General features: G+C 67.1%; 25 protein-coding genes and 1 tRNA gene. 16 read left to right on the top strand and 10 right to left on the bottom strand.

The annotated features are described in order from the left end of the window. The first annotated feature begins 140 nt into the window (after positions 1 to 140). From ACREPD_RS01230 to ACREPD_RS01200, 7 genes are all read left to right on the top strand, one after another. On the top strand, positions 141 to 1,313 hold the full coding sequence (locus ACREPD_RS01230; protein WP_431597584.1) for a PrgH/EprH family type III secretion apparatus protein: 1,173 nt from the start codon (positions 141 to 143) through the stop codon (positions 1,311 to 1,313). A gap of 28 nt (positions 1,314 to 1,341) precedes the next feature. Continuing rightward, a complete protein-coding gene (locus tag ACREPD_RS01225) occupies positions 1,342 to 1,635 on the top strand; it encodes an EscF/YscF/HrpA family type III secretion system needle major subunit (protein ID WP_431597583.1) in 294 nt (97 codons plus the stop codon). Positions 1,636 to 1,708: 73 nt separating this feature from the next. Next, positions 1,709 to 1,996, top strand: a complete 288-nt coding sequence (gene sctI / locus ACREPD_RS01220) for a type III secretion system inner rod subunit SctI (protein ID WP_431597582.1) — start codon at positions 1,709 to 1,711, stop codon at positions 1,994 to 1,996. Beyond that, positions 1,993 to 2,823 (top strand): type III secretion system inner membrane ring lipoprotein SctJ, encoded by an 831-nt coding sequence (gene sctJ, locus ACREPD_RS01215; RefSeq protein ID WP_431597581.1) that lies wholly within the window; start codon positions 1,993 to 1,995, stop codon positions 2,821 to 2,823. Before sctI ends, sctJ begins: the two co-directional genes overlap by 4 nt. Beyond that, positions 2,813 to 3,364, top strand: a complete 552-nt coding sequence (locus ACREPD_RS01210; protein WP_431597580.1) for a hypothetical protein — start codon at positions 2,813 to 2,815, stop codon at positions 3,362 to 3,364. The genes sctJ and ACREPD_RS01210 overlap by 11 nt, the downstream gene beginning before the upstream one ends. Continuing rightward, the gene (locus ACREPD_RS01205) at positions 3,345 to 4,031 is read left to right on the top strand and encodes a hypothetical protein (RefSeq protein ID WP_431597579.1); all 687 of its coding nucleotides are present in this window, start codon (positions 3,345 to 3,347) and stop codon (positions 4,029 to 4,031) included. Before ACREPD_RS01210 ends, ACREPD_RS01205 begins: the two co-directional genes overlap by 20 nt. Further along, the gene (locus tag ACREPD_RS01200) at positions 4,028 to 4,300 is read left to right on the top strand and encodes a hypothetical protein (protein ID WP_431597578.1); all 273 of its coding nucleotides are present in this window, start codon (positions 4,028 to 4,030) and stop codon (positions 4,298 to 4,300) included. Before ACREPD_RS01205 ends, ACREPD_RS01200 begins: the two co-directional genes overlap by 4 nt. 42 nt (positions 4,301 to 4,342) lie before the next feature. On the opposite strand, the gene ACREPD_RS01195 is transcribed toward ACREPD_RS01200, so the two are convergent. Continuing rightward, positions 4,343 to 6,256 carry a DUF885 domain-containing protein gene (locus ACREPD_RS01195; RefSeq protein WP_431597577.1) on the bottom strand — a complete coding sequence of 638 codons (1,914 nt, stop codon included), beginning with the start codon at positions 6,254 to 6,256 and terminating at the stop codon, positions 4,343 to 4,345. Between the two features lie 155 nt (positions 6,257 to 6,411). Beyond that, a complete protein-coding gene (locus ACREPD_RS01190; protein ID WP_431597576.1) occupies positions 6,412 to 7,089 on the bottom strand; it encodes a DUF502 domain-containing protein in 678 nt (225 codons plus the stop codon). 78 nt (positions 7,090 to 7,167) lie between these two features. On the opposite strand from ACREPD_RS01190, the gene ACREPD_RS01185 reads away from it, so the two are divergent. Then, positions 7,168 to 8,439 carry a hypothetical protein gene (locus ACREPD_RS01185; protein WP_431597575.1) on the top strand — a complete coding sequence of 424 codons (1,272 nt, stop codon included), beginning with the start codon at positions 7,168 to 7,170 and terminating at the stop codon, positions 8,437 to 8,439. 48 nt (positions 8,440 to 8,487) lie between these two features. Here the strand turns inward: ACREPD_RS01185 and ACREPD_RS01180 are convergent, their stop codons facing one another. The 6 genes from ACREPD_RS01180 to trxA form a co-directional block, all read right to left on the bottom strand. Beyond that, positions 8,488 to 8,943, bottom strand: a complete 456-nt coding sequence (locus ACREPD_RS01180) for a DUF4442 domain-containing protein (RefSeq protein ID WP_431597574.1) — start codon at positions 8,941 to 8,943, stop codon at positions 8,488 to 8,490. Between the two features lie 102 nt (positions 8,944 to 9,045). Further along, complete coding sequence (locus ACREPD_RS01175; RefSeq protein WP_431597573.1) at positions 9,046 to 9,783, bottom strand: hypothetical protein; 738 nt, start codon at positions 9,781 to 9,783, stop codon at positions 9,046 to 9,048. A gap of 267 nt (positions 9,784 to 10,050) precedes the next feature. After that, complete coding sequence (locus tag ACREPD_RS01170; protein ID WP_431597572.1) at positions 10,051 to 10,902, bottom strand: hypothetical protein; 852 nt, start codon at positions 10,900 to 10,902, stop codon at positions 10,051 to 10,053. Positions 10,903 to 11,091: 189 nt separating this feature from the next. Next, complete coding sequence (locus ACREPD_RS01165) at positions 11,092 to 12,762, bottom strand: CHASE2 domain-containing protein (RefSeq protein WP_431597571.1); 1,671 nt, start codon at positions 12,760 to 12,762, stop codon at positions 11,092 to 11,094. After that, positions 12,759 to 14,423 (bottom strand): FecR domain-containing protein, encoded by a 1,665-nt coding sequence (locus ACREPD_RS01160; RefSeq protein ID WP_431597570.1) that lies wholly within the window; start codon positions 14,421 to 14,423, stop codon positions 12,759 to 12,761. The genes ACREPD_RS01165 and ACREPD_RS01160 overlap by 4 nt, the downstream gene beginning before the upstream one ends. Positions 14,424 to 14,643: 220 nt before the next feature. Then, positions 14,644 to 15,498: a thioredoxin gene (gene trxA, locus ACREPD_RS01155; RefSeq protein ID WP_431597569.1), complete on the bottom strand. Its 855-nt coding sequence runs from the start codon at positions 15,496 to 15,498 to the stop codon at positions 14,644 to 14,646. 118 nt (positions 15,499 to 15,616) lie between these two features. Here trxA and ACREPD_RS01150 point away from each other — a divergent pair, with 118 nt between their 5' ends. Continuing rightward, the gene (locus tag ACREPD_RS01150; protein WP_431597568.1) at positions 15,617 to 16,228 is read left to right on the top strand and encodes a DUF998 domain-containing protein; all 612 of its coding nucleotides are present in this window, start codon (positions 15,617 to 15,619) and stop codon (positions 16,226 to 16,228) included. A gap of 189 nt (positions 16,229 to 16,417) precedes the next feature. Continuing rightward, on the top strand, positions 16,418 to 19,057 hold the full coding sequence (leuS, locus tag ACREPD_RS01145) for a leucine--tRNA ligase (RefSeq protein ID WP_431597567.1): 2,640 nt from the start codon (positions 16,418 to 16,420) through the stop codon (positions 19,055 to 19,057). Positions 19,058 to 19,310: 253 nt separating this feature from the next. Here the strand turns inward: leuS and ACREPD_RS01140 are convergent, their stop codons facing one another. Further along, a complete protein-coding gene (locus ACREPD_RS01140; RefSeq protein ID WP_431597637.1) occupies positions 19,311 to 19,454 on the bottom strand; it encodes a hypothetical protein in 144 nt (47 codons plus the stop codon). Here ACREPD_RS01140 and lptE point away from each other — a divergent pair. The 6 genes from lptE (at position 19,395) to ACREPD_RS01110 (ending at position 22,899) form a co-directional block, all read left to right on the top strand. Next, the gene (gene lptE / locus ACREPD_RS01135; protein WP_431597566.1) at positions 19,395 to 20,000 is read left to right on the top strand and encodes an LPS assembly lipoprotein LptE; all 606 of its coding nucleotides are present in this window, start codon (positions 19,395 to 19,397) and stop codon (positions 19,998 to 20,000) included. The two genes, ACREPD_RS01140 and lptE, sit on opposite strands and share 60 nt — an antisense overlap. A 27-nt stretch (positions 20,001 to 20,027) precedes the next feature. Continuing rightward, positions 20,028 to 21,065, top strand: coding sequence for a DNA polymerase III subunit delta (gene holA / locus ACREPD_RS01130; RefSeq protein ID WP_431597565.1), 1,038 nt, complete (start codon positions 20,028 to 20,030; stop codon positions 21,063 to 21,065). 5 nt (positions 21,066 to 21,070) lie between these two features. Continuing rightward, positions 21,071 to 21,736, top strand: a complete 666-nt coding sequence (gene nadD, locus ACREPD_RS01125) for a nicotinate-nucleotide adenylyltransferase (protein ID WP_431597564.1) — start codon at positions 21,071 to 21,073, stop codon at positions 21,734 to 21,736. Between the two features lie 58 nt (positions 21,737 to 21,794). Further along, positions 21,795 to 22,229, top strand: coding sequence for a ribosome silencing factor (rsfS, locus tag ACREPD_RS01120; protein ID WP_421569877.1), 435 nt, complete (start codon positions 21,795 to 21,797; stop codon positions 22,227 to 22,229). Between the two features lie 65 nt (positions 22,230 to 22,294). Beyond that, complete coding sequence (rlmH, locus tag ACREPD_RS01115) at positions 22,295 to 22,765, top strand: 23S rRNA (pseudouridine(1915)-N(3))-methyltransferase RlmH (protein ID WP_313343283.1); 471 nt, start codon at positions 22,295 to 22,297, stop codon at positions 22,763 to 22,765. 57 nt (positions 22,766 to 22,822) lie between these two features. Then, positions 22,823 to 22,899 (top strand) — tRNA-Asn (locus tag ACREPD_RS01110). A 321-nt stretch (positions 22,900 to 23,220) separates the two neighbouring features. Here ACREPD_RS01110 and ACREPD_RS01105 read toward each other — a convergent pair. Beyond that, entirely contained in the window at positions 23,221 to 26,031 is a 2,811-nt protein-coding gene (locus ACREPD_RS01105) for a TonB-dependent receptor (protein WP_431597563.1), read from the bottom strand. Positions 26,032 to 26,040 lie beyond the last annotated feature (9 nt).

Raw genomic sequence — 26,040 nt, 5'->3', positions numbered from 1 at the left:
ATGACGCAGTGCAAGCAGTTGCAGTGATGGGTCTTTGAAACTTTCTTCATGGTTGGGGTGCTGGGGGGCTGTCAGTCTGCGCGTCGTCGCAGAGACATCGCACGTTTGTTGAATTCCTGATCGCGCACCACGGACACCCCATGCTCCCCGCCCACAAGTTGAAACTGCTTTCCGGCCCACTCGATGGCGTGGAATTCAGCCTGTTACCCGGCGACACCATCTTCCATGTGGGTCCGGCCCGCACGCTTCAGCAAGGCCAGCTGAGCGCCACCCTCGCCAACGCCGACAACGTCTTCTACATCCCCGGCGATCTGGCCCCTGCCTCGTTCCGCGTGCAGGTGGCCGATGACACGGTCACGCTGGAAGTCCGCGAAGACGGCGACGATATCTGGCGCGTGCAGCCGTTGGACCTCAATGCGGTCGTGCATGTGGCCGGCCTGGCCCTGGCCGTGCGCGCCGACGGAGAGGCATGGTCGGCGCAGGTCCTCGACCATCGCCTGCCGGTACCGGTGGCGACCGAGGCGGTCACCCGCACGATGCCGTCCGGCCGGGCAGGGGTGGCACGTTGGGCCACTGCCGCGGTGGCCGCGTTGGTGGTGGGCGCCGGCGGTTGGTGGGTGTACGACACCCAGCGCCCGGCCACCCAGGTGCGCACGCTGGAGGCGGCGTTGGCGCAGTCGCCGTACAGCTACAGCGTGGTGCACGACAACGACGGGACCATCTACGCTTTCGGCGACAGCGCCGAGGCACTTGCGTGGGGGCAGCGTGCCAGCCAGCGCGCCGGCCGCCTGTTGGATCAGTATCGCAACCGCGAGGCAGAAGCCACACGGATCGGCGCTGTGCTCGAAAGCGCCGGCGTGGCATACGCGGTGATCCGTCTGCGCACCCCGCAGCGCCCCGAAGTGGTGATCACCGCGCTCGGTTCTGACGATGCGGGGCACCGGCGCAGGGTGCAGACCTTGCTGGCGCCGCAAATGCCCTACGCGGCCAGCATTGATGTGCGCTCCGTGGGCGATGCGCAGCTGGTGTCCATCGCCCGCGCTGAGCTGCGCGCACGTGGCATCAGCACCCGTTCCGGTACTCAGGCGGGTCGGGCGAGCGTCGCCAACGATGTGTTCCTTGACGACGCCGCGCTGCATTCCATGGCCCGCTACCGCGACGACTTCGTCCAGCAGTGGGGCGAGCGCCGCGTGCGCATCAGCATCCGTTTGTGGGACGACCTGTTGAAGGGGCGTTCCTACCAGTATTCCCAAGACCAGCTGCTCTCCGTTGGTGAGGGTCGTTGGGATTTTTCCACCGCAGGCAGCCGCTGATTTTTTCTTTCTAACTGGAGTATTGATAATGGAACGTACATGGGATGGCGGCCCGCCGCCGCCGAATTCGGGTGGCTGGTTGATTGATCACTCGAAGGAGTTTGACAAGGGTGTGGAGGACCTGAAGACCAAACTTCAGGAAGCCTTCGAAAAGCTGGCCGGCGATGGTACGCCGCAGAACCCGGGCGACCCCACCAACCCGGCCCACCTGGCCAATTACCAGACCCACCTGTCTGCCTACACGACCTACCGCTCGCTGCAGTCGAACTCGGCCAAGAGCCTGGCCGACATGCAGAAGCAGAACGCCCGAAACCTGGGTTGACCGAACGTCCGTGTCGGCGGCCCAGCCGTCGGCACGGTACCCCACGCGGGGAGACCCGCCAGGAGATGCACCCGTGCAAGTGACCCAGATCGCCACGGCGATCAACGCCGTGGGCGGCGCAGATGGTGCCGCCGTACCGCTTTCCGATCGCATGAGCAGCGCCTTGGCCAACAGCTATGTCAGCTCCGGCCAGCAACTGAACCTGATCAACGCGGCCAGCAATGACCCGTACACGGCGACCAACCCGGTCGACATGTTCGCGCTGCAGACCGCGTTGGCCGACTACACCAAGCGCATGACCGTGGCTGCTGGACTGGCCAACCACGCGACCAAGACCGTGGAGACGCTGCTCAAGTCATGAACATGCCGCTTATTGCGGGATCAGCACGCCGCGGCCTGATGCGCCTGTGCGTGCTGCTGCCCGTGTTGGCGCTGCTGCTGTTGACCGGCTGCGCGCGCGAACCCCTGCTGGAGAGCCTGGACGAACGCCAGGCCAACGAAGTCATCGCCGTGCTGCTGCGCCACAATATCGACGCCGCCAAGGTCAACGCCGGCAAAGGCGGCTACCAGGTGCAGGTGGGGCCGCGCGATCTGCCCGAGGCGATCGAACTGATGCAGCGGTATGACCTGCCGTCCGCGCCGCGCAGCCAGGTGGCATCGGCATTCCCGGCCGATTCGCTGGTCAGCACGCCGCTCGGCGAGCGGGCACGGCTGATCTCGGCAGTGGAGCAGCGACTGGAGGAATCACTGCAGCTGTTTGAAGGTGTGCAGTCCACCCGCGTGCACCTCAACTACGATGCCAACCTGGGCACTGAAGGGCGCCGCGCCGAACGCAGGCGCATGCATGTGGCAGCGGTAGTCGCGCATGCGCCGGGCATTGACGAGGAAGTGCTGCTGCAGTCGGTGAAGCGCTTCCTGCGCAACACCTTCGACGGCATCGAGTACGACAACGTCTCGGTGATCCTGACCGAAGTGGAAGGGCCGCGCATGCTGGCTGTCACGGCGGGCAGTGAACGTAACCTGCCCGTGGCATTGATGCTGCTGTGTGGCGGCGTAGTGCTGCTCCTGCTGTTGGGCGGATGGGTGGTGGTGCGCATGGTGCCGGCCGTCGGCGCGCGAATCAGTGCCCTGTGGCGGCGTATTTCGACCCGTCGCGCGCCCTCGTGGAATCGCTGGCGTGGTGCATGACCCCGCGCTGCGCATCGCCTACGCCCCGGCCGCGTACTACCGGCCGTGGCGGACGGTATACGCGGCCGGCTCCGCAGAGCAGCGGCGCTGGTTGAACACGGCGCTGATCCGCCAGCGGTGGCTGCAACTGCCTGCGTCGCCGGTGGCACCGCAGGACGTGTTGACGCGGCGGATGCTCGGGCTGTGGGATCGCCTGCCACAGGTGGCGACCCTCATGGCGGCGGCGCAGCTGCGTGTTTGGCTGCCCACGCAACGGGGCAGCGTGGCGTTGCCTCCGATGGTGCAGGCGTTCATGCGTGCAGGGCACGCCCGAGGCGAGCTGTCGGCGCTGCCTTCGTGCACGTTAGACGAGGCGCCCGATGTGCTATTGCAGTGGGGTGCGGCCGAACTCCGGCCGATCGCCCCGATGTTGCCCGCGTGGCTGTCCGCGCGGCTGTGCCTTCCGTTTGCAGGACTGTCCGGCGAGCGTCCGCCGCCGGTTGAACACCCTGACATGGACCTCTTCTGGAGTGCGGTGACGTATGTTGAAAAGCTTTCCTGAGCAGGCCCTGGCGCATGCCCACGGCGGGGTAATCGCGCCGAGTGCGCTGGGGCTGGCCGCACGTGCGGGGCAACTCGAATCCCACGCGCGCCAACGCGCCGCCGACGTGATGGCGAGGGTGCCGCCGCAGGTGGATGCGGCCATCGGCCAGGCGCGTCTGGACGGTTACCAGCAGGGCTATGCCGAGGCGGTGGGCGTTGCGGTGCCGTTGCTGGGCGCCGCCTTGGCCGACGTGCAGGCGCTGCGCGAGGCGGTGCTCGGCCAGGTGCGCGAGGTGGTGACCGCCAGCCTGGCCGCCGAAGGTGTCGACGCGGCACTGGTGGTGCGCCGCTGCGAACAGGCCTTGGGCAACGCCCATGCCGCACTGGTGCTGTACGTGCCCGAGGCCACCCCGGCGTTGGGTAAGGCGGTACTGGCACAGCTGGCCGACCAATCGCCGCCGCTGCAGGTCGTGTCGGTGCGCGCGCCCTTGCCCATGCTCGAGGCGGGGCCGCTGTTGTTTGAACTGGATCCTGCCGGCGCAATCAGTGCCGCCGTGGAAGCCAGCGTGGACGCCGCCGCACTGGAAGCGGCCGCGCGCCAGCGCGCCGAGGCCTACCTGCTCGGCATGAATACCCAACTGAAACGCCTGCCGTTTCCCGATGCCCCCACTGGAGCAAACCGATGATGCTGGAACGACTGGGCGCCGTGGCGCCCCTGAACACGACCACGGTGGGAGGCCAGCAGCAGACGCTGATGCAGCGAATGCAGGCCTCACTGGACAATCCCTCGACCAAGCCGGTGCTGCCGGACTTCGACGTCAAGCCGATTCCGCCGGAGCCGGACATGGCGGAACTGGCCCGGGAGATGGCGCGGCAGTGGTGGTGCACCGAGTTCGTGCAGACCATGCTCTTCGGTGATGAAGAGAAGCTGGGCATGAAGCCGGACGAGTACTGATGAACCCAGCGGGCCGCGCAACGCGGCCCGCTGTGCGTCTACTCAGCGTACCGGGGCGGTCTCAGCGGCCGGTGCGGCAATCCAGCGGTCGATCTTCGCCTCCAGGATATCCAGCGGCATGGAACCGTCGCGCAGCACTTCGGCATGGAAACGACGTTCGTCGAAGCTCGCTCCCTGGGCGGCCTTGGCCTTGTCGCGCAGCGCCATCATCTTCAGCTCGCCCAGCCCGTTGGGCAGGGTCTGGCCGGGCAGGGCCATGAAGCGCTCCACCTCGGCGGTGGCGTCGTCCACCGGCATGTCGGCGGTCTTGACCAGGTAGTCCACCGCCTGGCGCTTGCTCCAGCCCTGGGTGTGCACGCCGGTGTCGGCGACCATGCGCGCGCTCCGGGTCAGCGCGCCGTGCAGGTAGGCAATGCGCTCATAGGGGTCTTTGTAGACGCCCAGCTCGTCACCCAGCGACTCGGCATACAGCCCCCATCCCTCGACGAAGGCGACATCGCCGCCCAGGCGGCGGAAGCGCGGCAGCTTATCCAGTTCCTGCTGCAGGCCGAGCTGCACGTGGTGGCCTGGAATGCCCTCGTGCAGGTACTGCACCGGTGCGGACCAGCGGTGGCGGCTGGGCAGGTTGCTGGTGTTGACGTACAGCACGCCCGGGCGCATTCCGTCCGGCAGCGGCTGCTGGTAGCTGGCGGCGGCCGCACCCGCGGCGCGCTCGGCCTCTACTGCACGCACCTCCAGCGGTGCCTTGGGCAGGGTATTCAGCACTGACGGAAGCCGCGCGCCCACCTGCTGCTGCAGCTGCTTGTAGCGGGAGAGCAGCGCCTCGGCGTTGGGGTACTGGAAGTTCTTGTCGGTGCGCATGCTGCGCAGCAGCTTCTGCTGCGAGCCGCGGATGCGGTTGTCCTTCATCACGCCGGCGATCTGTTCCTGCAGGCTGGCCACGCGCTCCTGGCCAAGCGCATGGATCTGCGCCGCCGTGAGCGTGCTGGCCGTACTCTGCACAATGTTCTGCGCGTACCAGGCCTGGCCGTTCGGCAACGCAGAAAGGCCGTCGCTGCTGCGCGTGGCGGGCAGGTATTCGGTGGCGATGAAGCCGCGCAGTGCGCGGTAGGCCGGCATCAACCGGAACTCGATCATGCGCTTGTATTCGGCGGTGATGCGCGCCTTTTCGGCCTCGGAGAAATCATCGGGCATGTTGCGCACCGGTGCCCAGAAGATGCTCTCCTCAGCGGTGGGCTTGATCACCGCGTCCAGCTGCGGCAGCACCTTCTCCATCAGGTCACGCGGCTGCACCACACCGGCGCTGATGCCCTGGCGCATGTTGGCGATGGCCTGGTCGAACAACGGCGGAATGCCCAGCGAGCGCTTCGACCAGGTGTCGTAGTCCTGCACCGTGTTGAACGGCTGCGCGCCGGACCCGGACCCGAGGATGGCCATGATGCTGCCCAGGTTGTAGTACTGGCTCACCGGCAGCATCCAGCCGGGGAATTTCTCTGCCGCCAGCGACATGCGCGCGTCGCGCACGAAGATCTGGTAGCTCAGCAGGTCCTGGCCGGTGAGGCCGTCGGGGCCGATTTTCTCGACCTTGCCCAGCCACTGTTCGGTGAAGTCGTGCGACTGCTGGCGGTACGCGGGGGACAGGATGTTCGGCAGCTGGTCGTTGTGGCGACCGTCGCCCTGGAAGGTGGCCTGCAGCGGGTTGAGCCGCATCGAGGCGTCCCAGTACTCGTCGTAGATGCGGTCCAGCTGCGCGGCCTTGGTCTGCTGGCGAACCAGCGGCTGCCGGGCGGGGGCAGCGGGCCGTGCACGGGGTTTGGGCTTGGGCTTGGCGGCCTGGCGCGTCTGCGCGGCGGCCGGCCGATTGGCCTTCTTCTTGGCGGCTTCAGCCGGCGCGGCTGCACTGAAGATCAGCAGCGAGGCGATGGCGAGCGCCAGGGCACGGGCGGGGTGGGGCATCGAGTGCTTCCGTAAATCCTATACAGATCAGGAAGCTTGCCTGAATCCCCCGGGCACGGCCAGCGTCACCCCCGCTCAGGTTCAGACACGTAGCGACACGCCACGCGTGTCCCAAACGGTCCAAAACCGGACCAGAACAAGGCACCAGCCCCTATTCAGCGCTCCCCAGCCCGGGTGAACGGCACCGTTTCCGGCGCAACCGCACCGCCGGAAATGATGAAGCTCATCGCCTGATCCACGGTCCAGTCGGTCGGGGTCAGCAGCTCCACCGGCACGATCTCCAGATAACCGGAGGTCGGGTTGGGCGTGGTCGGCACATACACCGCCGCCAGTTCGCGGCCGGTGCCCTGTTCGCGGATGACCCGCGTCACCAGCCCCACCGCCTTCATGTCGCGGTGCGGGAAGTCGATCAGCACCACGCGCTGGGTGGTACCCGGCTCGGTCTGCAGCATGTCCAGCAGCTTCTTGGCGCTTTCATAGATGATGCTGGCCAGCGGAATGCGCTTGATCACGGCACCGAACCAGCGCAGCAGACGTTGGCCGATCACCCGCCGGCTGAGCACGCCCACGCTGAGGATCACCAGCAGCGTGGCGGCCAGGCCGATGATGTTCTGCATCCACTCGACCCTGACCCAGCCCAGGTAGTGCGGGAACGAGGCCGCGATCTGGCTCGACAGCGGCACCACCACCGGGCTGCTGATGCCTGACAGCAGCACGAAGACGAATTTGACCACCACCCATGTCAGCCAGATCGGCAGCAGGGTAAGCAGGCCGGTCAGGAACAGGCGCTGCAGGGAGGGGCGCGGAACGAGGTGGGGGGCTTCGGGCGACATCCGCGCATTGTAGCGGGGCCGTTGGCCGGTTTACGCTCCGGGGCGTCCAAGGATGCGACCCGTTGGGGGAAAACTGTGTTGACCGTATTGAAATGGATGGGCTTGGCGCTGGCCGGGCTGGTGGCGTTGGCGCTGCTGGTACTGGGAATCTCATGGGCAATGCCGATCCCGGCCGCCGAGCGCGAGGCGCTGGAGGCGATGGAGGCAGTCCCGACAGCGCGCCCGCCGCAGGCCAACGCATTCGCTGCGGTATGGCTGCTGCCGTACGACGGTGTCCCCTCCGCGCAATGGGAAGCACTGGTTGCAGAGGATGTGGCGCGCTTCCGGGAGCAGGGCGCGGGTGCCAGTGTTGCGGAGGCGCGCTTTCCCAGGATGACCGCCGACACGCGGTGGTGCCGCCAGGGGGCGTCGTGCCTGGCGCAGGTCAGGGACCACGCCGACGAAGTGGCCGCCACGCATCGCAGTCACGAGGCGCTGCATGAACGCATTGCAGCGCTGACGGACTACCGCTATTACCGCAATGCATTCGAGCCAGACCCGGGCGCGCCGTTTCCGCAGATGGCGATGGTGCTTGAGCGCACGCCGGCACTTGCGTTGGCCCACGTGCGGGGTGACAGCGCGTGGGCGCTGCAGGGCGTATGCGAAGACGTGTCGAGCGCGCGCATGCTGATGTCCGACAGCGACACCCTGCTGGTGGCGATGGTCGGTGGCGCATGGGCCGAACGCAGCGCGGCGTTGTTCACCGACATCCTGGCCGAACTGCCTGCCGATGTGGCGGTGCCGCCGGTGTGCACGCGCGCGTTCCTGCCGCCTCGGCTGGCCGAGCTGGACTTGTGCCAGCCGATGCGGGGTGAGTTCGCCTTCCAGCAGGCGGCCATGGCCCAGCTCTCTTCTTCTGAACAGCTGCTGCTGGACAAGCGCAAGACGCTGGCGCGCAGTGCTTGGCTGCTGTCGCGCAGCTGTGCCGATGAAGTGCAGGCGCAGATCCGGCAGGATCAACGGGTGAGGCTGGCAGCGCCGCCGTCGGTGTGGGATCTGTCGTGTGTAGCGAATGCGGTGGGTTGCACCTTGGTGGATATTGCCGGGCCCGCCTATGACAAATACCCACAGCGCATGCAGGACGTGGGTGCGCAGTTGCGCATGGCCGGTGCGATGCTGTGGCTGCGTGGTCAGCCGCACAGCGAAGGCGGGGCAGCGGAGGTGCTGGCGCGCTTGCCCGGTGAGCTCGGCAGCGCGCAGCGTCCGTTGCGCTTGAGCGAGGATGGCAAGCGCGTTGAAGTGTCGCGCCTGGGCCCGCCGAGGGACGGGTGGGAACCCAACGTCAACGCTGCATTGCCGATGGGGTGGTAGGTATCGACCGTTGGTCGATACTGCCACGCATGGCGTGGCACTACGCGGCTATTTCCTTGCTTCTGGCTTCAGGCGCACGTACACCTGCTTGCGTACGCGCGCCACTACCTCGCCCTTGGCATCGACAATGTCATTGCTGAACCAGTGCAGGCACTTCTCGCCATTGGCGGTCGCCGCGCGCAACTGGTCGAGCAATGCATCGTCCAGCCGGAACTCGGCGACCACGGTGCCGCGGCCGGGCTTGATGAACTCGATCGCGCCCGCCCGGTCCCACACGTAATAGTCGCGGCCCAGGTTTTGCATGACCGTGAGCATCCAGAACGGATCGGTCATCGCGAACAGGCTGCCACCGAAGTGGGTGCCCACATAGTTGCGGTTCCACGGCCGCATGCGCAGCTCGACTCGCACATGCCGGTAGTCGGGGCTGACGTCGGTTACGTGGATGCCGGTAAACAGGAACGGCGGCCAAAGATTCAGTCCGAGTCGAAACAGGCTGGCCTTCATCGGGAGGGGCACGGGCAGGGGAGGTGCGGGGAGTCTACCATTCGCAAGCGTATGGTGGGCGCCCGTCCCGCCCGCTGTCTCTGGCGGGCCGTCCGCCGGGCCTTAGTCCGAGTGCACCAGTGTCCGGGCGCAACGTTCGAGGATGTCCATTGCCTCCTCCCGCATGGCGCCGTAGGCCGTGTGCTTGAATACCTGAAGTGCACCTGGCAGCTCGCCCGGCGCGGTCGACTTGGTTCCCTCGAAGTGCTCGACGACCCGTGCAACAACGCGGTCGTTCCACCGATGGCGGCTCTCAAGGAAACCCTGCATGGCCTCGCCGGCCAGATCCTGCAGCTTCGGATCCAGGAAATTGCCCTCATTGCGAACACTCATGGAGATGCCATAGGCGTCATCGTCACTGATGAAGCCTGCATCACCTGCCTGGAACTCTTCCTCGCAGGCCCACTCGGCAAATGCCCTGACGATTGCAGGGTCCGATGCGTTCTCGACGACGCGCCGGAACAACAGGTCCTCAGGCAGCGCCTGGTTCAAGGAGCCATCGGCATTCAACCATGAAAGCCTTGGCGCTGCGGGCGACGTAGCCGCGTGGGACGCGGCCTGCTCCCCAAGTTGCAGCGAGGCGACCGGCGCCGACACTGCACTGCTCCCATCGGCGCTCGGCCCCGCGATAGGCGTGTGGAACAGAGGGCTCCCGATCAATCTAAATCGTGCAAGTTCCCCGTTCACCATCCTGGTCAGGGCAAGCATCTGCTCGGGAGAGCCATCGCCGGTTCGGTCGTTGGCGGGAGTGGCGGACGAGACTGCGGTCCACTGTTTCGTATCGTTGCCGATGGGCTGCATGCGACTGATCACGCGAGTGAGAGCGGGCCGCGAATGCTACGCGGCCACATCTCCGGTGCGCTTCCATGTTTCTATCGCAGGCGGGTAGTGCCCAACGCCGGTTGGCGCCACATGGACTTCATTGAGGTGGCATATTGTGATCAACCCCAGACAGGCAGAGGTGCCTATCTGGGGCGAGGCCCAGCGGGCCGCATGATTGCTGCTCGAGACGCTGCGGCTCAACTTATCTGCGCTACTTCGAGGAGAGATGAATGGAGTGACTCCTGACTATTCTATGTAGCACTGGATGTCGTCGGCAGCGCGCTCGCAATTGAATCGCGTCGCTCCATACTCGGGAAGCTCTCCGTGGACTGGGATTCCTGCCCACGTCGCACGCTCTTTGAATGCTTCAGCCCAGCTGCCCTGGCCCCGGCTGTACTCAACGGTGGTGCGGCCTTCTATCGGAGCGAAGTCTTCTCTCCTTTCTTGTATTAGTTTGCTGGAAGAACTCTGAGGCAGGTGGCTATTCAAGTAACGCCATAAACGAGCATCACGATCGAAGTAGTAGGTGGTAGAACTTTCGGTGCGTCCTGAGAAGTGCATTGCTGCGAATATCGGGTAATTCTCATCCAGCATGTACTCGAGCTTGAGTAATTTTCCCCCGCTCGCTGAAGTGTCAAGGAACTTGAGCATCTCGTGCTCGTTGAGATATCGGCGAACCAGTTCCCTGGCCGATAAGTGGTGGGGATTGAGGGCGGTCAGATCTTGCCCCCAAAGATACCGGGAGTTCCTTCCGTGTTCGGTGCCAGGCGCGAACAGGCGGACGGTTCCAATCAAGGCAATCATCAGTCCGTTATCTGGGAAGTACAAGTCCATGAAGCCCAGGAACTGAGCCTGCACCCAGCTTTCGGGGGCAAACGATTCCGCTCTCAGCACGCCGTCCTGTGCGGAGACGTTGTATCCGACAATGGTTAGCTTCTTGGCGTCATATACGTAGTGCTGTCCAATCCCCTTCGCCAGCGCCACACCCTCCATCTCACCTGGCGTGCAGTAGTAGCACTTGTACGCAATCGGGTCTTCTTCATGGGCGAGCGCCTGCACCGGTAGCGCAGCCAGCAACATCCACAGCAGCTTCTTCATGTCCTGCTCCTTGCTTCCCGCACACGCGGGGCACGCGAAGTGGAGCAGTTCGGTTGGGCGTGGGGTATAGGAAAACCACGAACGCTGGTGTCGTGAAATTGTTTTGGCGACAGGGTGCCGATTGGAAGGTGATGGCGCGCAGCGTTTGGGTATTTCGCGCGTGCCGATTCAGCCACGCATGGCGTGGCTCTACGATTCGGTGCGGGCGCCGTCGATGTGGCCTGCGTCGTCGCCCGCGTCTCCCGCGTCTGCTGCATAGCCGTCGCGGCCGGCGTCCTTGGCGCGGTACAGGGCCGCGTCGGCGCCTGCGAAGTAGTGGCGCGGTTCGCTGGTGGCGGTGGGCACGCGGGTGTAGAGGCCCACGGTGAGGGTGACCTGCAGGGTATGGCCCGGATCGGTCGGCACCTTCAGAGCGCGCACGTCGGCGATCAGGTCCTCGACCACCTGCACGGCGCCCTCTGCATTGGTGTCGGGCAGGATCAGTGCGAACTCGTCGCCGCCGAAACGTGCGGCCATGTCGCGTGGGCGTCGCGCATGCGCGCGCAGGGTGGTGGCGATGCGGCGCAGCACGGCGTCACCGGCGTGGTGGCCGTACAGGTCGTTGTGCTGCTTGAAGTGGTCCACGTCGATGAGCACCAGCGTGAGCGGGCGTGCACTGCGGCGCCCGGCGTCGTGCTCCTGCTGCAGCACCTGTTCGAAGCGCAGGCGGTTGCCCAGGCCGGTGAGCGCATCGCTGTTGGCCTGGCGGCGCCAGGCGCTGATCCGCCAGAGTACCCACGCGAAGATCACGGCCAAGGTGAAGACCAATGCCGCCGCCGGCGCAAACCACAGGTTGCCCGCGCGCAACAGCACGAAGCTGGTCAGCAGCGCCATCGGCAACGCCAGCAGCGCGCTGGCCACCGCGCGCGGCAGGGTCAGGCCCAGCGCGCACAGGGCCACCAGCAGGCCGGTCAACGCCGCCTGCCAGGGCAGCGCAAGCGGGGTGATGGCCTTGCCGGCGAGCAGCATCGAGGTCACGTTGGCCTGGTATTCGGTGCCCGTCATCCAGCGCTCGCGCGTGGTGGGTGTGAGCAGACGCGGGCCGATCCCGCTGGCGGTCATGCCCACCAGCACCAGCCGGTCGTGCAGCAGGGCAGGATCCACTTCACCGTTGAGCACATCCACATAAGACACCTGCGGAATGCTGTCCGGAGGACCGGCATAGCGGACCCGGACGAAATGATTGCGCCGCCACTGGTAGGGCGAGGCCGGATGGGTGTCGGCGTCGATCAGGCCGGGCAGGGGGCCGCGCTGGTCCGCAAGCGCCAGGCCGAGCGCGGGCCAATGCGGTGACCCGATTCCGGCCGTGAGGTACAGGCCGCGCGCAACGCCATCGCCATCCACTTCGATGTCGCTGTGGCCCAGCGTGGCGGCGTTGGCCGCGATCATCGGAATCGGCAGCAGCTCCTCCGCCATGCCGGGGCCGTTGGCCGGTGCAGCCAACACTGGCAGCACCACATTGCCGTTGCGGCGGATGGCCGCCGCCAGCTCGGCGTCCTGCGCGCTGTCCTGGCGGTCCGGCTCTGACAGCATCAGGTCCAGTATCACGCGCCGGGTGCCGGCATGGGTGAGGCGGTCGAGCAGGCGGGCATGGGTGGAACGCGGCCACGGCCATTGCCCGATCTGCTGCAGGCTGTCGTCGTCGATGGCCACGATCAGCAGCCGCGGGTCGGGGGTGTAATCCCACGCACCCACGTAGGCGTCGTATACCGCTTCGTCCTGCTTCCAGAACCACTGCGCGTGACTGGCCGCCGCAGCCAGTACGCCGACCAGCAGCGACAGCGCGATGCGCTTTGGCCAGGAGAGCGTCAGCGGTTTCACAGCAGCAGCAACAGAAGCACGGTGGCGCCGGCGGCACCGTAGCAGGTGCGGCACGGCAGCGGGACCTGCTGCGCCGGTGAGAACGGGCCGGCATAGCCATCGTCGTCAATGTATTGCACGCGCACATGCAGGGTGCCGTGCCACGGGCGCTTGAGCGACACCTGCGGCTGGTCCACCTGCTCATCCAGCAGCGGGTGAGCGAAGTCGCCCTTGCGGTCGAGCTGCACGCGGTAGCGCTGGCCCGGCGCGCCGGCCTGCCAGCGCAGCGTGAGCTGGCCCTTGGCCGCCTGCGGCGGTTGCAGCGCCGGGTCCACGGGCGCGTCGGTGAGGGTCAAGGCGACCGGCTGGCCGAAGCGGCCGCGGCGGCCCTCTGCATCGCGCGAGGCCACGCGCCAGAAATAGGCGCCGGGGGCCAGGTCCTGGGAAGCGCGCAGGTGGGTGGAACGCGCGTCCTGCTCGAGAACCGGTTCCAGGAACTGCGGGTCGCGGGCGATCTGCAGCACGCTGCCTGCGGCGCCGCTCACCTGGCTCCATTCGAAGCGCGGGCGCGCGCTGTTGATCGTCTCGGTGTTAACCGGGCGCAGGGTGAGCGGGGGCGTCGGCTGGTCGTTCACCTGGAAGTCCAGCTCGGCATCCAGGCCTTCCACGCCCTCGGCGCTGACCGCGCGTACCAGCAGGCGCAGCGCGCCGGGTTCCAGATCGGGAAGGACCGTGTGCGGCTCGGTGGTGTCCTGCGCAAACAGCAGCACGTCCGGCTGGTCGGCGCGCACCACGTCTACGCGGTATTGCGCTGCCTGTGCCACCGGCGCCCAGGCGAGCGCCGCGGGCAGGGTATCCAGACGCAGCCGGGCCGGGTCCAGTACGGGCGCCGGCAACAGGTCTTCGGGCGGTTGCGGACGGGTGTCGGCAGAACTGGCGCGGCTGGCGTGGCCGCGCGTTACCAGCTGCTGGCCACGGCGGTTGCCGACCTGCACACGGCCTTCAATGACCTCGGTGGCGGCGCTGTGGCCCGCACCGCCTGCGCTGACCCGGAACACCGTGCCGCGCACGCTGCTGGTGGCCGCGGGGGCATCGATGATGTAGCGCGAGGCCGGGCCCTTGGCCGGGGTAACCCGGTTGCTGCTGCGCCCCTGTTCCAGCCGCAGGCGGGTATCGACCATGCCGGTGCTGCCGTAGCGGCTGAGCTGGTCCAGGCGCAGGTGCGAGTTTTCACGCAGCTGCAGCCGCGAGTCGTCGGCGAAGGCCAGGGTGACGCTGGCATTGGCCCCGGTCAGCAGATGCTGGCCAATGCCGAGCTGTTCACCCTCGTGCAGCTCGCGCAACGGCCCGCTGTCGCCGAGGCGGGCCTGGACCCGGCCGCGCACGGCCAGCACCCGCGCGGGGGCGGGTTGCACCTGCAGCCAGGCGATCGGGAACTTCAGCTGGCTGCCGGGGGGCAGCAGATAGGGATCGGCCACGCGGTTGTGCGACTGCAGCCGCTGCCACGGTACCGAGGGTTTCAGATAGCGGTCGCCGAGGTCCCAGAGGGTGTCGCCGGGGCGAACGCGGTAGGTCCAGTCCTGGGCGGATGCGGCGAACGCGGGCAGCAGCAGTGCCGCCAGCAGGAAGAGGCGGGCGCACAGCCAGACAGGGTGCGGGAAACGGGTGGAACTCACGGTCATCAGGGCCCTGCGCGCCGGGGCTCAGCCCTGTGGCCCCCATGGCCCAGACCTCATCCCCCCGAATGAATCGCGGTCGTATTCAGACCACGCTGACATTATCGCCCGGGAGTCGTGCAAGGTTTCTGAACGTGATGCACATCACACCGGGCGATGCCTGAATCGAGTAGTGCCGAAAGCGACACGAACTGTCGCTTTCGATTCTTTCTGCGGACTGCGCCGCTCAGAACAGCAGCGCGGCCATGGAGCGGCGGTAGCGTCCCACCAGTGCGGCATCGTCGATCACCTTGAATGCGTCGACCAGCAGCTTGCGCGGCAACCCCGCCTCGTAGCCCCGGTCCTGCTTCAGCATGGCCAGGAACTGTTCCAGCGCGGCTTCGTCCTGGCCGCCCAGCAGCAATTGCACGCCGCGCAGGTGGCGTGCCTGCAGATCGGCCCCATTGGCGGCGATGCGGGCCTCCAGGGTCTCGGCGGGCGGGGCGTCCTGCAGGGCGCTGGCGAAGTCCAGGCGTGCCCGGGCGCGCACGGCGCGGTCGTCGGTGGACAGATTGGCCGGCAGCGCCTCGATCAGGGCGGCGGCCTCGGCGGTCGCGCCGATCTGCAGCAGCGCCAGGGCGAGGTCGAGCTTGAGTTCGGCCTTGTCCGGCTCGGCCGCCACAGCCGCGCGCAGCACATCGACCTGCGCCTGCGGGTCCAGCGGCGGCGGCTCGGCGGCCTCAACCGGCGCCTCGGCCGGGCTGATGCCGTGCTGGGTCAGGAAGTCGCGCAGCTGGCCCTCCGGCAGGGCGCCGGGGAAGCCATCCACCAGCTGCCCACCCTTGACCAGGAACACGGTGGGCACCGAACGGATCTGGAACGCCGCCGCGATCTGCTGCTCCTTGTCCACGTCGACCTTGGCCAGTTCGAAGGCGCCGTTGTACTCGCCGGCCAGCTTCTCCAGCATCGGCCCCAGGGTCTTGCACGGCTCGCACCAGGTAGCCCAGAAGTCGACCAGCACCGGGGTCTGCAGCGACTTCTGCAGCACCTCGGTTTCGAAGGTTTCGGTAGTGGCATCAAAGACGTGGGGCAGTTCGCTCATGGTCGGCAGGTCAACGATAAAGATGTACCCAGTGTATGAGGTCGCCCATATTCAGAAGCAACCCCAATGGAAGGCACGCCCTATAGGCGCGGACGGCGTGCTGGCGGACAATGGCCGCATGAAGACTCTGCAACGATTCGATCCCCTGCTGGGCGCACTGGGCGCCGTTCTGTTCCTGGCGTCGGTGGTGGGCTTCGGCGCTGCCTTGCCGGGCTACCTGCCGCTGGGCCACCCGGTGGCGCTGCTGGGGGCGATGGGGGTGCCGCATGCCGGCGCCTTCGACGTGCTGGGGTTCGTGTTGCCGGGGCTGCTGGCGACGCTGGTGGCGCTGCGCCTGTTGGCCCGCGTCCCGGTCACCGCGCCGTGGTCACTGCGGGTGGGCGGCCAGATGCTGGTGCTGTCCGGCCTGGCGTTCGCGGCGATGGGCGTGCTGCCGCTGGACGCCAGTGACATCCAGAGTCCGGCCAGCCAGTTCCACGCCAGTGCGTGGATGGTATGGGTGCTGGCCTTCGTGCCCGGCGCACTGATGTCCGGGCTGGGCGCACGGCGGCTGCCGGGGTGGGGCCGGCTGGCCGCACTGCACTTGGCAGCGGGCCTGGCCACGCTGGTCGGGGCTTTCGTGCTGCAGGCGGTGATGCCGGCGCCGGTGGCCCAGCGCGTGGCCTTCGTTGCTTGGGCGGTGTGGCTGGCCGCCGCGCTTCCGGTGGCGGCCGCCGTTCGCCGCGCCTGACCGCCGGTTCCCGCCGCCCTGGAGGGCCGAATGCGCGCGCCGGCGCGTTGCAGGTTTCTGCTTGGATTTGTAATTCCCTGATATTTCAACGGGATGAGATGCGCGACCGTACGGATGCGACGGCGCGATTGGAGCCCTCTGCCGCACTGCGGTACCCTGTGCCGCTTTGCCGCCGCAACTGTGTTTTCCATGACCAGCGTCGAACCCAACGTATACGATCCGCAGCAGGTTGAATCCGCCGCCCAGAAGTTCTGGGACGCCACGCGCGCCTTCGAGGTGAGCGAGACATCGGACAAGCCGAAGTACTACTGCCTCTCGATGCTGCCGTACCCGTCGGGCGCGCTGCACATGGGCCACGTGCGCAATTACACGATCGGCGATGTGATCAGCCGCTACAAGCGCATGACCGGCCACAACGTGCTGCAGCCGATGGGCTGGGATGCGTTCGGCCTGCCGGCGGAAAACGCGGCGATCAAGAACAAGACCGCGCCGGCCAAGTGGACCTACGCCAACATCGAGCACATGCGTGGGCAGTTCAAGTCCATGGGCTATGCGATCGACTGGTCGCGCGAGTTCGCCACCTGCACGCCCGAGTACTACGTGCACGAGCAGCGCATGTTCACCCGGCTGATGCGCAAGGGCCTGGCCTACCGCCGCAACGCGGTGGTGAACTGGGACCCGATCGACCAGACCGTGCTGGCCAACGAGCAGGTCATCGACGGCCGCGGCTGGCGCTCCGGCGCGCTGGTGGAAAAGCGCGAGATCCCGCAGTGGTTCCTGCGCATCACCGATTACGCCCAGGAACTGCTGGACGGCCTGGATGAACTGCCGGGCTGGCCGGATTCGGTCAAGACCATGCAGCGCAACTGGATCGGCCGCTCGGAAGGGCTGGAGATCCAGTTCGACGTGCGCGACGCCGACGGCAGCGCGCTGGACCCGCTGCGCGTGTTCACCACCCGCCCGGATACGGTGATGGGCGTGACCTTCGTGTCGATCGCGGGCGAGCATCCGCTGGCCCAGCATGCGGCGAAGTCGAACCCGGCGCTGGCCGCGCTGCTGGCCGAGATGAAGCAGGGCGGCGTGTCGGAAGCCGAACTGGAAACCCAGGAAAAGCGCGGCATGGATACCGGCCTGCGTGCCGTGCATCCGGTCACTGGCGCCCAGGTGCCGGTGTGGGTGGCCAACTTCGTGCTGATGGGCTACGGCACCGGCGCGGTGATGGCCGTTCCGGGCCATGACCAGCGCGACAACGAATTCGCCAACAAGTACGGCCTGCCGATCCGCCAGGTCATCGCGCTGAAGGCGCTGCGCAAGGAAGAAACCGCCTACGACGCAACGCGTTGGCAGGACTGGTACGGCGACAAGACCCGCGACACCGAGCTGGTCAATTCCGAAGAATTCGACGGCCTGGATTTCCAGGGCGCCTTCGAGGCACTGGCCGAGCGTTTCGAGCGCAAGGCCCAGGGCCAGCGCCGCGTCAACTACCGCCTGCGCGACTGGGGCGTGAGCCGCCAGCGCTACTGGGGCTGCCCGATTCCGGTGATCTACTGCCCGAAGTGCGGTGCGCTGCCGGTGCCGGAAGAACAGCTGCCGGTGGTATTGCCCGAGAACGTCAACTTCGTCGGCACCGGTTCGCCGATCAAGTCCGATCCGGAATGGCGCAAGACCACCTGCCCGGACTGCGGCGGCGCGGCCGAGCGCGAGACCGACACCTTCGACACCTTCATGGAATCGAGCTGGTACTACGCGCGCTACACCTCGCCGGGTGCCCGCGATGCGGTGGACAAGCGCGGCAATTACTGGCTGCCGGTGGACCAGTACATCGGTGGCATCGAGCACGCGATCCTGCACCTGATGTACTTCCGTTTCTTCCACAAGCTGCTGCGTGATGCGCGCATGGTGGACAGCAACGAGCCGGCGCAGAACCTGCTGTGCCAGGGCATGGTGATTGCCGAAACCTATTTCCGCCCGAACCCGGACGGCTCCAAGGACTGGATCAACCCGGCCGACGTGGACGTGCAGCGCGACGAGCGCGGCCGCATCACCGGTGCCACCCTGATCGCCGACGGCCAGCCGGTGGTGATCGGTGGCACCGAGAAGATGTCCAAGTCGAAGAACAACGGCGTGGACCCGCAGGCGATGGTGGGCAAGTACGGTGCCGATACCGTGCGCCTGTTCTCCATGTTCGCCGCGCCGCCGGAGCAGTCGCTGGAGTGGAACGAAGCCGGCGTGGATGGCATGGCGCGGTTCCTGCGTCGCTTGTGGGCGCAGGTGCAGAAGCATGCGGCCGAGGGCGTCGCCCCGGCCCTGGACGTGGCCGCGCTCACCAGTGAGCAGAAGGCGCTGCGCCGCAAGACCCACGAGACCATCGGCAAGGTCGGCGACGACTACGGCCGCCGCCACAGCTTCAACACCGCCATTGCGGCGGTGATGGAGCTGATGAACGCGCTGGCCAAGTTCGATGACGCCTCGGAGCAGGGCCGCGCGGTACGCCAGGAGGCGCTGCAGGCCACGGTGCTGCTGCTCAACCCGATCACCCCGCATGCCAGCCATGCGTTGTGGCAGGTGCTGGGCCATGGCGAGACGCTGCTGGAAGACCAGCGCTTCCCGCAGGCCGACAGCGCCGCGCTGGTGCGCGACGCGGTGACCCTGGCGGTGCAGGTCAACGGCAAGCTGCGCGGCACCATCGAGGTGGCGGCCGACGCCGCACGCGACCAGGTCGAGGCGCTGGGACTGGCCGAGCCGAACGCGGCCAAGTTCCTGGAGGGGTTGACCGTGCGCAAGATCATTATTGTGCCGGGCAAGATTGTGAATATTGTGGCTGCGTGACGCGTACGCGGTGGAGCCGGGCTTTGCCCGGCTGCTGTTGGCGCACACCGTAGAGCCACGCCATGCGTGGCTGCGGTTCGGGGCGGGGTCATGAACGTCTGACGGGTGGCTTCGGCCGGGTCTAAACGTCGGGTGGTTGCATGGCGCCGCGTTGGTTTGGCCTCGGATGCTTGTGCCGCGCTGCGCGCGGTATACACGCATGGCGTGTCTCTACGAATTGTTACGTGCGCAGGACGATGGGGCTGGAATGGTCTCAAGCGGCGTTCACGTCGATTCGGGCATCTTGGGCGTTGAATTCCCTGTTGCCGGCTTCGTCCGGCTCCTCCAGACTGTGGCCATGATCCGAATCCTGCTCGCCTTCGTTCTTGCCTCTGCCCTCGCCGGGTGCGGCTTCCATATGCGCAACAAGCTGATGCTGCCGGCCGATACCGCCGCAGTGAAGGTGGTATCCACCGCCCCCTACAGCGAACTGGCCAAGCTGCTGCGTCGCGGCCTGCGGGCCTCGGGCGCGCAGATTGCCGAAGCCGACAGCAAGGAACCGGCGGCGCAGCTGCAGGTGCTCTCCGAGCGCTGGGGCGACCTGCCGATCGCGATTGATGCCCAGGGCCGTGCCCAGGAATACAGCCTGCGCTACGCGGTGATCTTCGTGTTCCGTCGCGAAGACGGCAGCGACCTGGTGCCGCAGCAGGTGATCGAACTGTCGCGCGACTACGTCTCGCCGCCGACCGACGCCACCGGTACCACCACCGAACGCGAGATCCTCGCCGACGAACTGCGCCGCGAAATGTCGGCTTCGATCATGCGCCGCATCGACAGCGTGGTGCGCGCCGAACTGGAGCGCGGCACGCTGCAGCCGCCCAAGCCGGCGACCGTGCCCGCCAAGCCGGCGACGCCGCCGGCCACCGTGCCGGCCAGCCCGGCCACGCCGCCGCAGGGCCTCTGACCGGACCGCCTGCGGACCGGACACCCCATGGAACTGCGCCCCGAACAACTTGCCAGCCAACCGGCCAGCCAGCCGCTGGCACCGGTGTATCTCATTGCCGGGCCGGAAACGCTGCGCGTGCTGGAAGCGGCCGATGCGATCCGCGCCCGCGCGCGCGCCGACGGGGTGAACGAGCGCGAGGTGTTCGACGCCGACGGGCGCGAGTTCGACTGGAACCAGCTCGACGCCACCTTCAACGCCCCCAGCCTGTTCAGTGCGCGCCGGCTGGTGGAACTGCGCCTGCCCAGTGGCAAGCCCGGTAAAGAGGGCAGCGAGGTCATCACCCAGTTCTGCGCCAATCCGGCGCCGGACGTGATCCTGCTCATTACCTGCAACGAATGGAGCAAGGCCCACCAGACCAAGTGGACCGAAGCCGTCGGTCGCGTCGGGGTGCTGTCGGTGGCGTGGGCGATCAAGCCGCACGAACTGCCCGAATGGATCGAACGCCGCCTGCGCCAGCAGGGCCTGCGCGCCGATCCGGCCGCCGTGCAGCGGCTGGCCGAGCGGGTGGAAGGCAACCTGCTGGCCGCCGCGCAGGAAATCGACAAGCTGGCGCTGCTGGCCAGCGGCCAGACGCTGGACGTGGACACGATGGAATCGCTGGTGGCCGATGCCGCCCGTTACGACGTGTTCCGGCTGCTGGAAGCCACCTTCTCCGGCCAGCCCGCGGCCGTGCTGCGCATGCTCGCCGGCCTGCGGGGCGAAGGTGAGGCGGTGGCCGCGCTGATGCCGATGGTGATCCGCGAAATGCTTTCCACCGCCGCGCTGGCGCGGGTGCAGGCACGCGGCGGCAACCTGGCGGCCGAAATGAAGAGCCGCGGTATCTGGGAATCGCGCCAGGCGCCGTTCAAGCGCGCGCTGCAGCGCCATCCCGAGGCCAAGCGCTGGGAGCGCTTCGTGGCCGAGGCCGGATTGGTCGACCGCATGGCCAAGGGGCGTGCCGACGGCGACCCCTGGCTGGGGCTGGAGCGGCTGCTGATCGCCGTGGCCGAAGCACGCGCGGTACGCCTGTTGGCCCGTGCCTGAGCCCAATGGGCCTGCGCATCCATTACGGCGGAACCTTCGACCCGGTGCACCTGGGGCACCTGGCCATCGCGCGCGCGGCGCGCGAGCAGCTGCAGGTGGCCGTGCGGCTGCTGCCGGCGGCAGACCCGCCGCACCGGCCTGCGCCCGGGGCCGATGCCGAGCAGCGCACGCGGATGCTGGAACTTGCCATTGGCGATGAGCCCGGGCTGCTGCTGGACCGGCGGGAGCTGGAGCGCGCGCAGCGCCAGCCGGGCCTGCCCTCCTACACGGTGGACACCCTGCGCGAACTGCGCGCCGAGTTGGGGCCGCGGCAGCCGCTGGCCTGGCTGGTGGGCGCCGACAGCCTGCTGGGCCTGCCGTCATGGCACGACTGGGAGGCCCTGTTCGATCTGGCGCACTTCATCGTGGCCGACCGCCCGGGCAGCTCGCTGGAGCGCAGCCTGCCGGCGCCCCTGGCGCAGGCGCTGGAGGGGCGCTGGGCGGCGCATGAGCGCGAGCTGTTCTCGAGCCCTGCGGGGCGGGTCCTGCGCCTGCAGGCCCCGCTGCGCGGCGAATCCGCCAGCGCGGTACGTGCGCGGATCGCCAGCGGTGGCGACTGGCGTGCGCTGCTGCCTGCGCCCGTGGCCGACTACATCGCCGAGCACCGCCTGTACGGGGCCTCAGCACCATGAATACGTTCATGTCGCTGGGAACGTATAATCCGTCCCACATTTATCGAGTCTCCCCGCTTTGAGCAACCAAGCCCAGCCCCAGACCATCAAGGTCCAACTGCCCAACCCGGCGCCGTCCAACGAGCAACTGCTCGAGTGCGTGCGCAAGGCCACTGAAGAACTGAAGGCCAAGGATCTCGTCGAGATTGACGTGATCGGCAAGTCCAGCGTCGCCGACTACATGGTGATCGCCTCGGGCACCTCCAGCCGCCACGTGAAGTCGATTGCCGACGAAGTGGTGAAGTTCGCCAAGAACCTGGGCGTGATGCCGCTGGGCGTGGAAGGCGAGCGCGAAGCCGAGTGGGTGCTGGTCGACCTGGGCGACGTGATCGTGCACGTGATGCTGCCGCGCGTGCGCGAGTTCTACGCGCTGGAGCGCCTGTGGACCGTCGGCGACCAGCCGCCGAGCCTGCTCGATGCCGCAGACGAAGAAGACGACTACACCGCGCGCTGAGATCGGCATGCGGGGTAGCGATGACGGCGCCGGGTGGCGCCGTTGTCATTTGAAGGAGCTCAACGATGAAGGCCAGGCTGATTGCCACCGGTGAACGCGCGCCCAGTTGGGTGGCGCAGGGCTTTGCCGAGTACCAGAAGCGGCTCTCGCACTGGCTGCCGTTCGAGCTGGTGGAGATCGAGCCAGGCCTGCGCGGCAAGGGCCGCGATGCGCGCCGCGCCACCGACGACGAGGGCAAGCGGGTGATCGCCGCGCTGCCGAAGAATGCCTACGTGGTGGCGCTGGACGTACCAGGCCGGCAGCTCAGTTCCGAACAGCTGGCGCAGCGGCTCGAACACTGGCGCGGGCAGGGCAGGGACCTGGCGTTCCTGATTGGCGGCCCGGAAGGTCACTCGGCCGAGGTGTCGGCGCTGGCCGACGAGAAGTGGTCGATCGGGCCGCTGACATTGCCGCACATGCTGGTGCGGCTGGTGGTCGCCGAACAGCTGTATCGCGCAGCGGCGATGCTGGCCAATCACCCGTATCATCGTGCGTGAAGAAATTCGGCCGAAACGGGTTACAACCTGCGAAAAACTGGTTACAATGCGCACCCCGCCCGAATAGCTCAGCCGGTTAGAGCACTTGACTGTTAATCAGGGGGTCGTTGGTTCGAGTCCAACTTCGGGCGCCAAGTTTTAGAAGCCTCGCAGCGATGCGAGGCTTTTTTTTGTCTGCGCATCAGACGTTCATGGACGCGGGACGAAGAGCATCCGGCCAACGGCCGGCGCTACCGGTCGATAGATCCCGATCTCGATGGGCACGTAACAATTCGTAGCCCCGGCCGTTGGCCGGAAACCGCGCGCAGCGCGGCACAAGCGTTCGAAGCAGATGCAACGCCGCTCCCGACGATGCAACCGACGTTCAGACGATCCGAAGCCGCGCGTCAGATCTTCATGACCCAAAAAAACGCCCGGGCATTGCCCGGGCGTCTGGGTTCACACGATTGCCTGGATCAGTTGAAGGTGTACTTCGCACCCACCGTGAAGTAGCGCCCGATCGCACCGCTGAAGTGCAGCGGGTTGTAGTTCACGCCACCGTAGGTGGTCGGGTCGAGCGGGGCGGTGCGGTCGAACACGTTCTGCACCGAGGCGTTGAGTTCAAACGCATCGGTGATGTTCCAGCGGCCGGACAGGTCGAAGGTGGTGAACGAGGCGATCTTCTCCACCGGCGTGCCGTCCCAGTAGAAGGCCAGGTAGTCGCCACCGCGGCGGTCCTTGTTCTCCAGGCTGCTGATGTAGTTGACCACGCCGCTCACGCTCCAGGCGTCCTGCTTCCAGGTGCTGCCGAAGTTGATGCGGTCCTGCGGCGTGCCGATGCAGTTGGTCACGTCGCAGTTGCCGTGGGTGCCCACGTAATCCACCGTGGTGTCGCCTTCGGTGCGCTCGAACTTGAGCACGTGGCTCCACTGCAGGTCCATCTCCAGCTGGCCCGGGCCGATATCGAAGGTCTGGCGGATATCGGTATCGATACCGCGCACACGCGACGAGTTGGCATTCACGTAAGCGGTGTTGACCGCCAGGATGGTGCCGGTGCCGGGAATGCCGTTGATCAGGTCGGTGTCGCGCAGTACGTTACCGGCCGCGATCGCATCGGCCGTGCTGCCCTGCGCGATTTCGTCGGTGCGCTTGATCTGCCAGGCGTCGATGGTCAGCGAGGTGGTGCGGGTCGGCTGCAGCACGATGCCGAAGGAGTAGCTCTTGGACTCTTCCGGTTTCAGATCCGGGTTCGGGCTGGTGATGATCGCCACCGAGCGCGCGCCGCAGTTGGTGGTCACATCGTCCGGCGGGCTGACCGAGCAGCGCAGCGGGTCGCGGGCGGTGGAGAACGCCGCCAGGCCGCCGTCGCCGTTTTCGGCCGGGTTCGGGGCACGGAAGCCTTCCGCATAGGAACCACGCAGGGCGATCCAGTCGGCCGGGGTCCACTTGATGCCCAGCTTCGGCGTGGCCTTGCCCTCACCGCTTTCGTACTTGTCGTAACGCAGCGCGCCGGACAGTTCCAGCTGTTCCAGCACCGGGGCCGAGAGTTCGACGTAACCGGCGTACACGTTCTGGGTGCCGTCATAGGCCGAGTAACCCAGGCCGATGATGTCGCCGATGTCGGTGTAGGTCTGCGGGGTCAGGCTGTTGCTGGTCTTGCGCCACTCGGTGCCCATGGCCAGGCCGAGCGGGCCGCCCTTGAGGTCCATCAGGCTGCGCGACACGGTGAAGTCGAACATGTCCAGGCTGGACTTGGCATTGGCTTGGATTTCCGGCGAGATGTAGTCGTACAGGGCCTGCGAGTTCTGCCCGGCGTTGTCGCCGATGCGCCACACGCCACCGGCGCAGTTCGGATCGCCCAGCGCGCACTGCACGGCGCTGTAGCGCAGGAAGCCAGTGCGCTTGTTGACCAGGTTGGTGCCCGAATGCAGGTAGGCGGTGTCGTAGCTCCAGTCGCCCCAGTTGCCCTTGGTACCGACCAGGAAGCGGGTGAACTCATTGGTGTTGGTGGTCACGCGCGGGCCAACGTCCCAGGCCGAGTAGCGCAGGCGCGCGGTCTCGCCGAGGATGTTGTCCGGATGGGCGGCATTGAGTACCACGGCCCCCGGACCACTGCTGGCATTGACCGGGCCGCCCGGGTAACCCCAGCTGCCGGACACGCCGGACGGGGTGTTGCTGAACACCGTTTCCTTCTTCGAGTAGCCGATTTCGGTGTAGATCTCGCCGCCTTCGCCATAGGCGAAGCTGGCGCGACCGAACACGTTGACGTACTCCTCCTTCGGGCTCAGCGAACGGAACTGCTGGGCCGGATCCCACAGGCAGCCGTCCCGGGCGATCGATGCATCGGTCTGGCCAGGAATGGTGGTCAGGCCCTGGCAGCCGGGCAACGGCACCAACAATGCGGGGGTGGTGTTGGTGAACAGCGAGCCATTCGGGCCCGAGCCGCCGCTGGTGCGACCATTGAGGTAGGCGCCGCCCAGGAACTGTGCGTCGGCCGGGTCGATGCCCCACTGGCGCAGGTCGCCGGTGCCGATCCAGTCGCGGTTCTTGCGGTCGCTGATCGCGATCGCGTCGGTCTTGCCCACGTCCAGGCTGAAGAAGGCGTTCCAGCCGTCTTCGGCAAGATCGCCGGTGCCGGCGGTGAGGGTGGCCTTCTTCGCATCGCCGTCGCCGTCGCCGGAGACGCCGTACGAACCGCGCAGGATCGCGCCCTGGAAATCGCTGCGCAGGATGATGTTGACCACGCCGGCGATGGCGTCCGAACCGTAGATCGCGGAGGCGCCGTCCTTCAGCACTTCCACGCGCTCGACCGCGTCCAGCGGAATGGTGCTCAGGTCGGTGAAGACCTTCTGGCCGTCATCGGCCAGGCCGTAGGTGGCCATGCGACGGCCATTCAACAGGACCAGCGTCGAACCGGCGCCCAGGCCACGCAGCGAGATACCTGCGCCGCCGCCGGCAAAGCCGTTGCCGAACGTCTTCGGGATCGAGCCGGCGCCATCGGAGGTGAGCGTCTGCAGGTACTCGGCCACGGTGGTCTTGCCGCTGCGGTCGATTTCCTGGCGCGTCACCACCTGTACGGGGGACGGGGTTTCGGTATTGGTGCGGGGAATGTTGGAGCCGGTGACCGTGATGCGGTCCAGATTGGTGGCCCCCTGATCCTGCGCCATGGCGGAGGAGGAGGCCAAGGCGCCGGCCAGCAGCAGCGCGCCGCCGGTGATGGCCGAGGAAATTGAACGGGAAAGTTTGGTGCGGCGGCTGCTGTAGAGCCGTTGGATCGGGTGTTTCACAGCATCTCT

Source organism: Stenotrophomonas sp., from assembly GCF_050737075.1.
Lineage (GTDB): Bacteria > Pseudomonadota > Gammaproteobacteria > Xanthomonadales > Xanthomonadaceae > Stenotrophomonas.
This window is presented reverse-complemented; position numbering and strand designations above follow the sequence as displayed.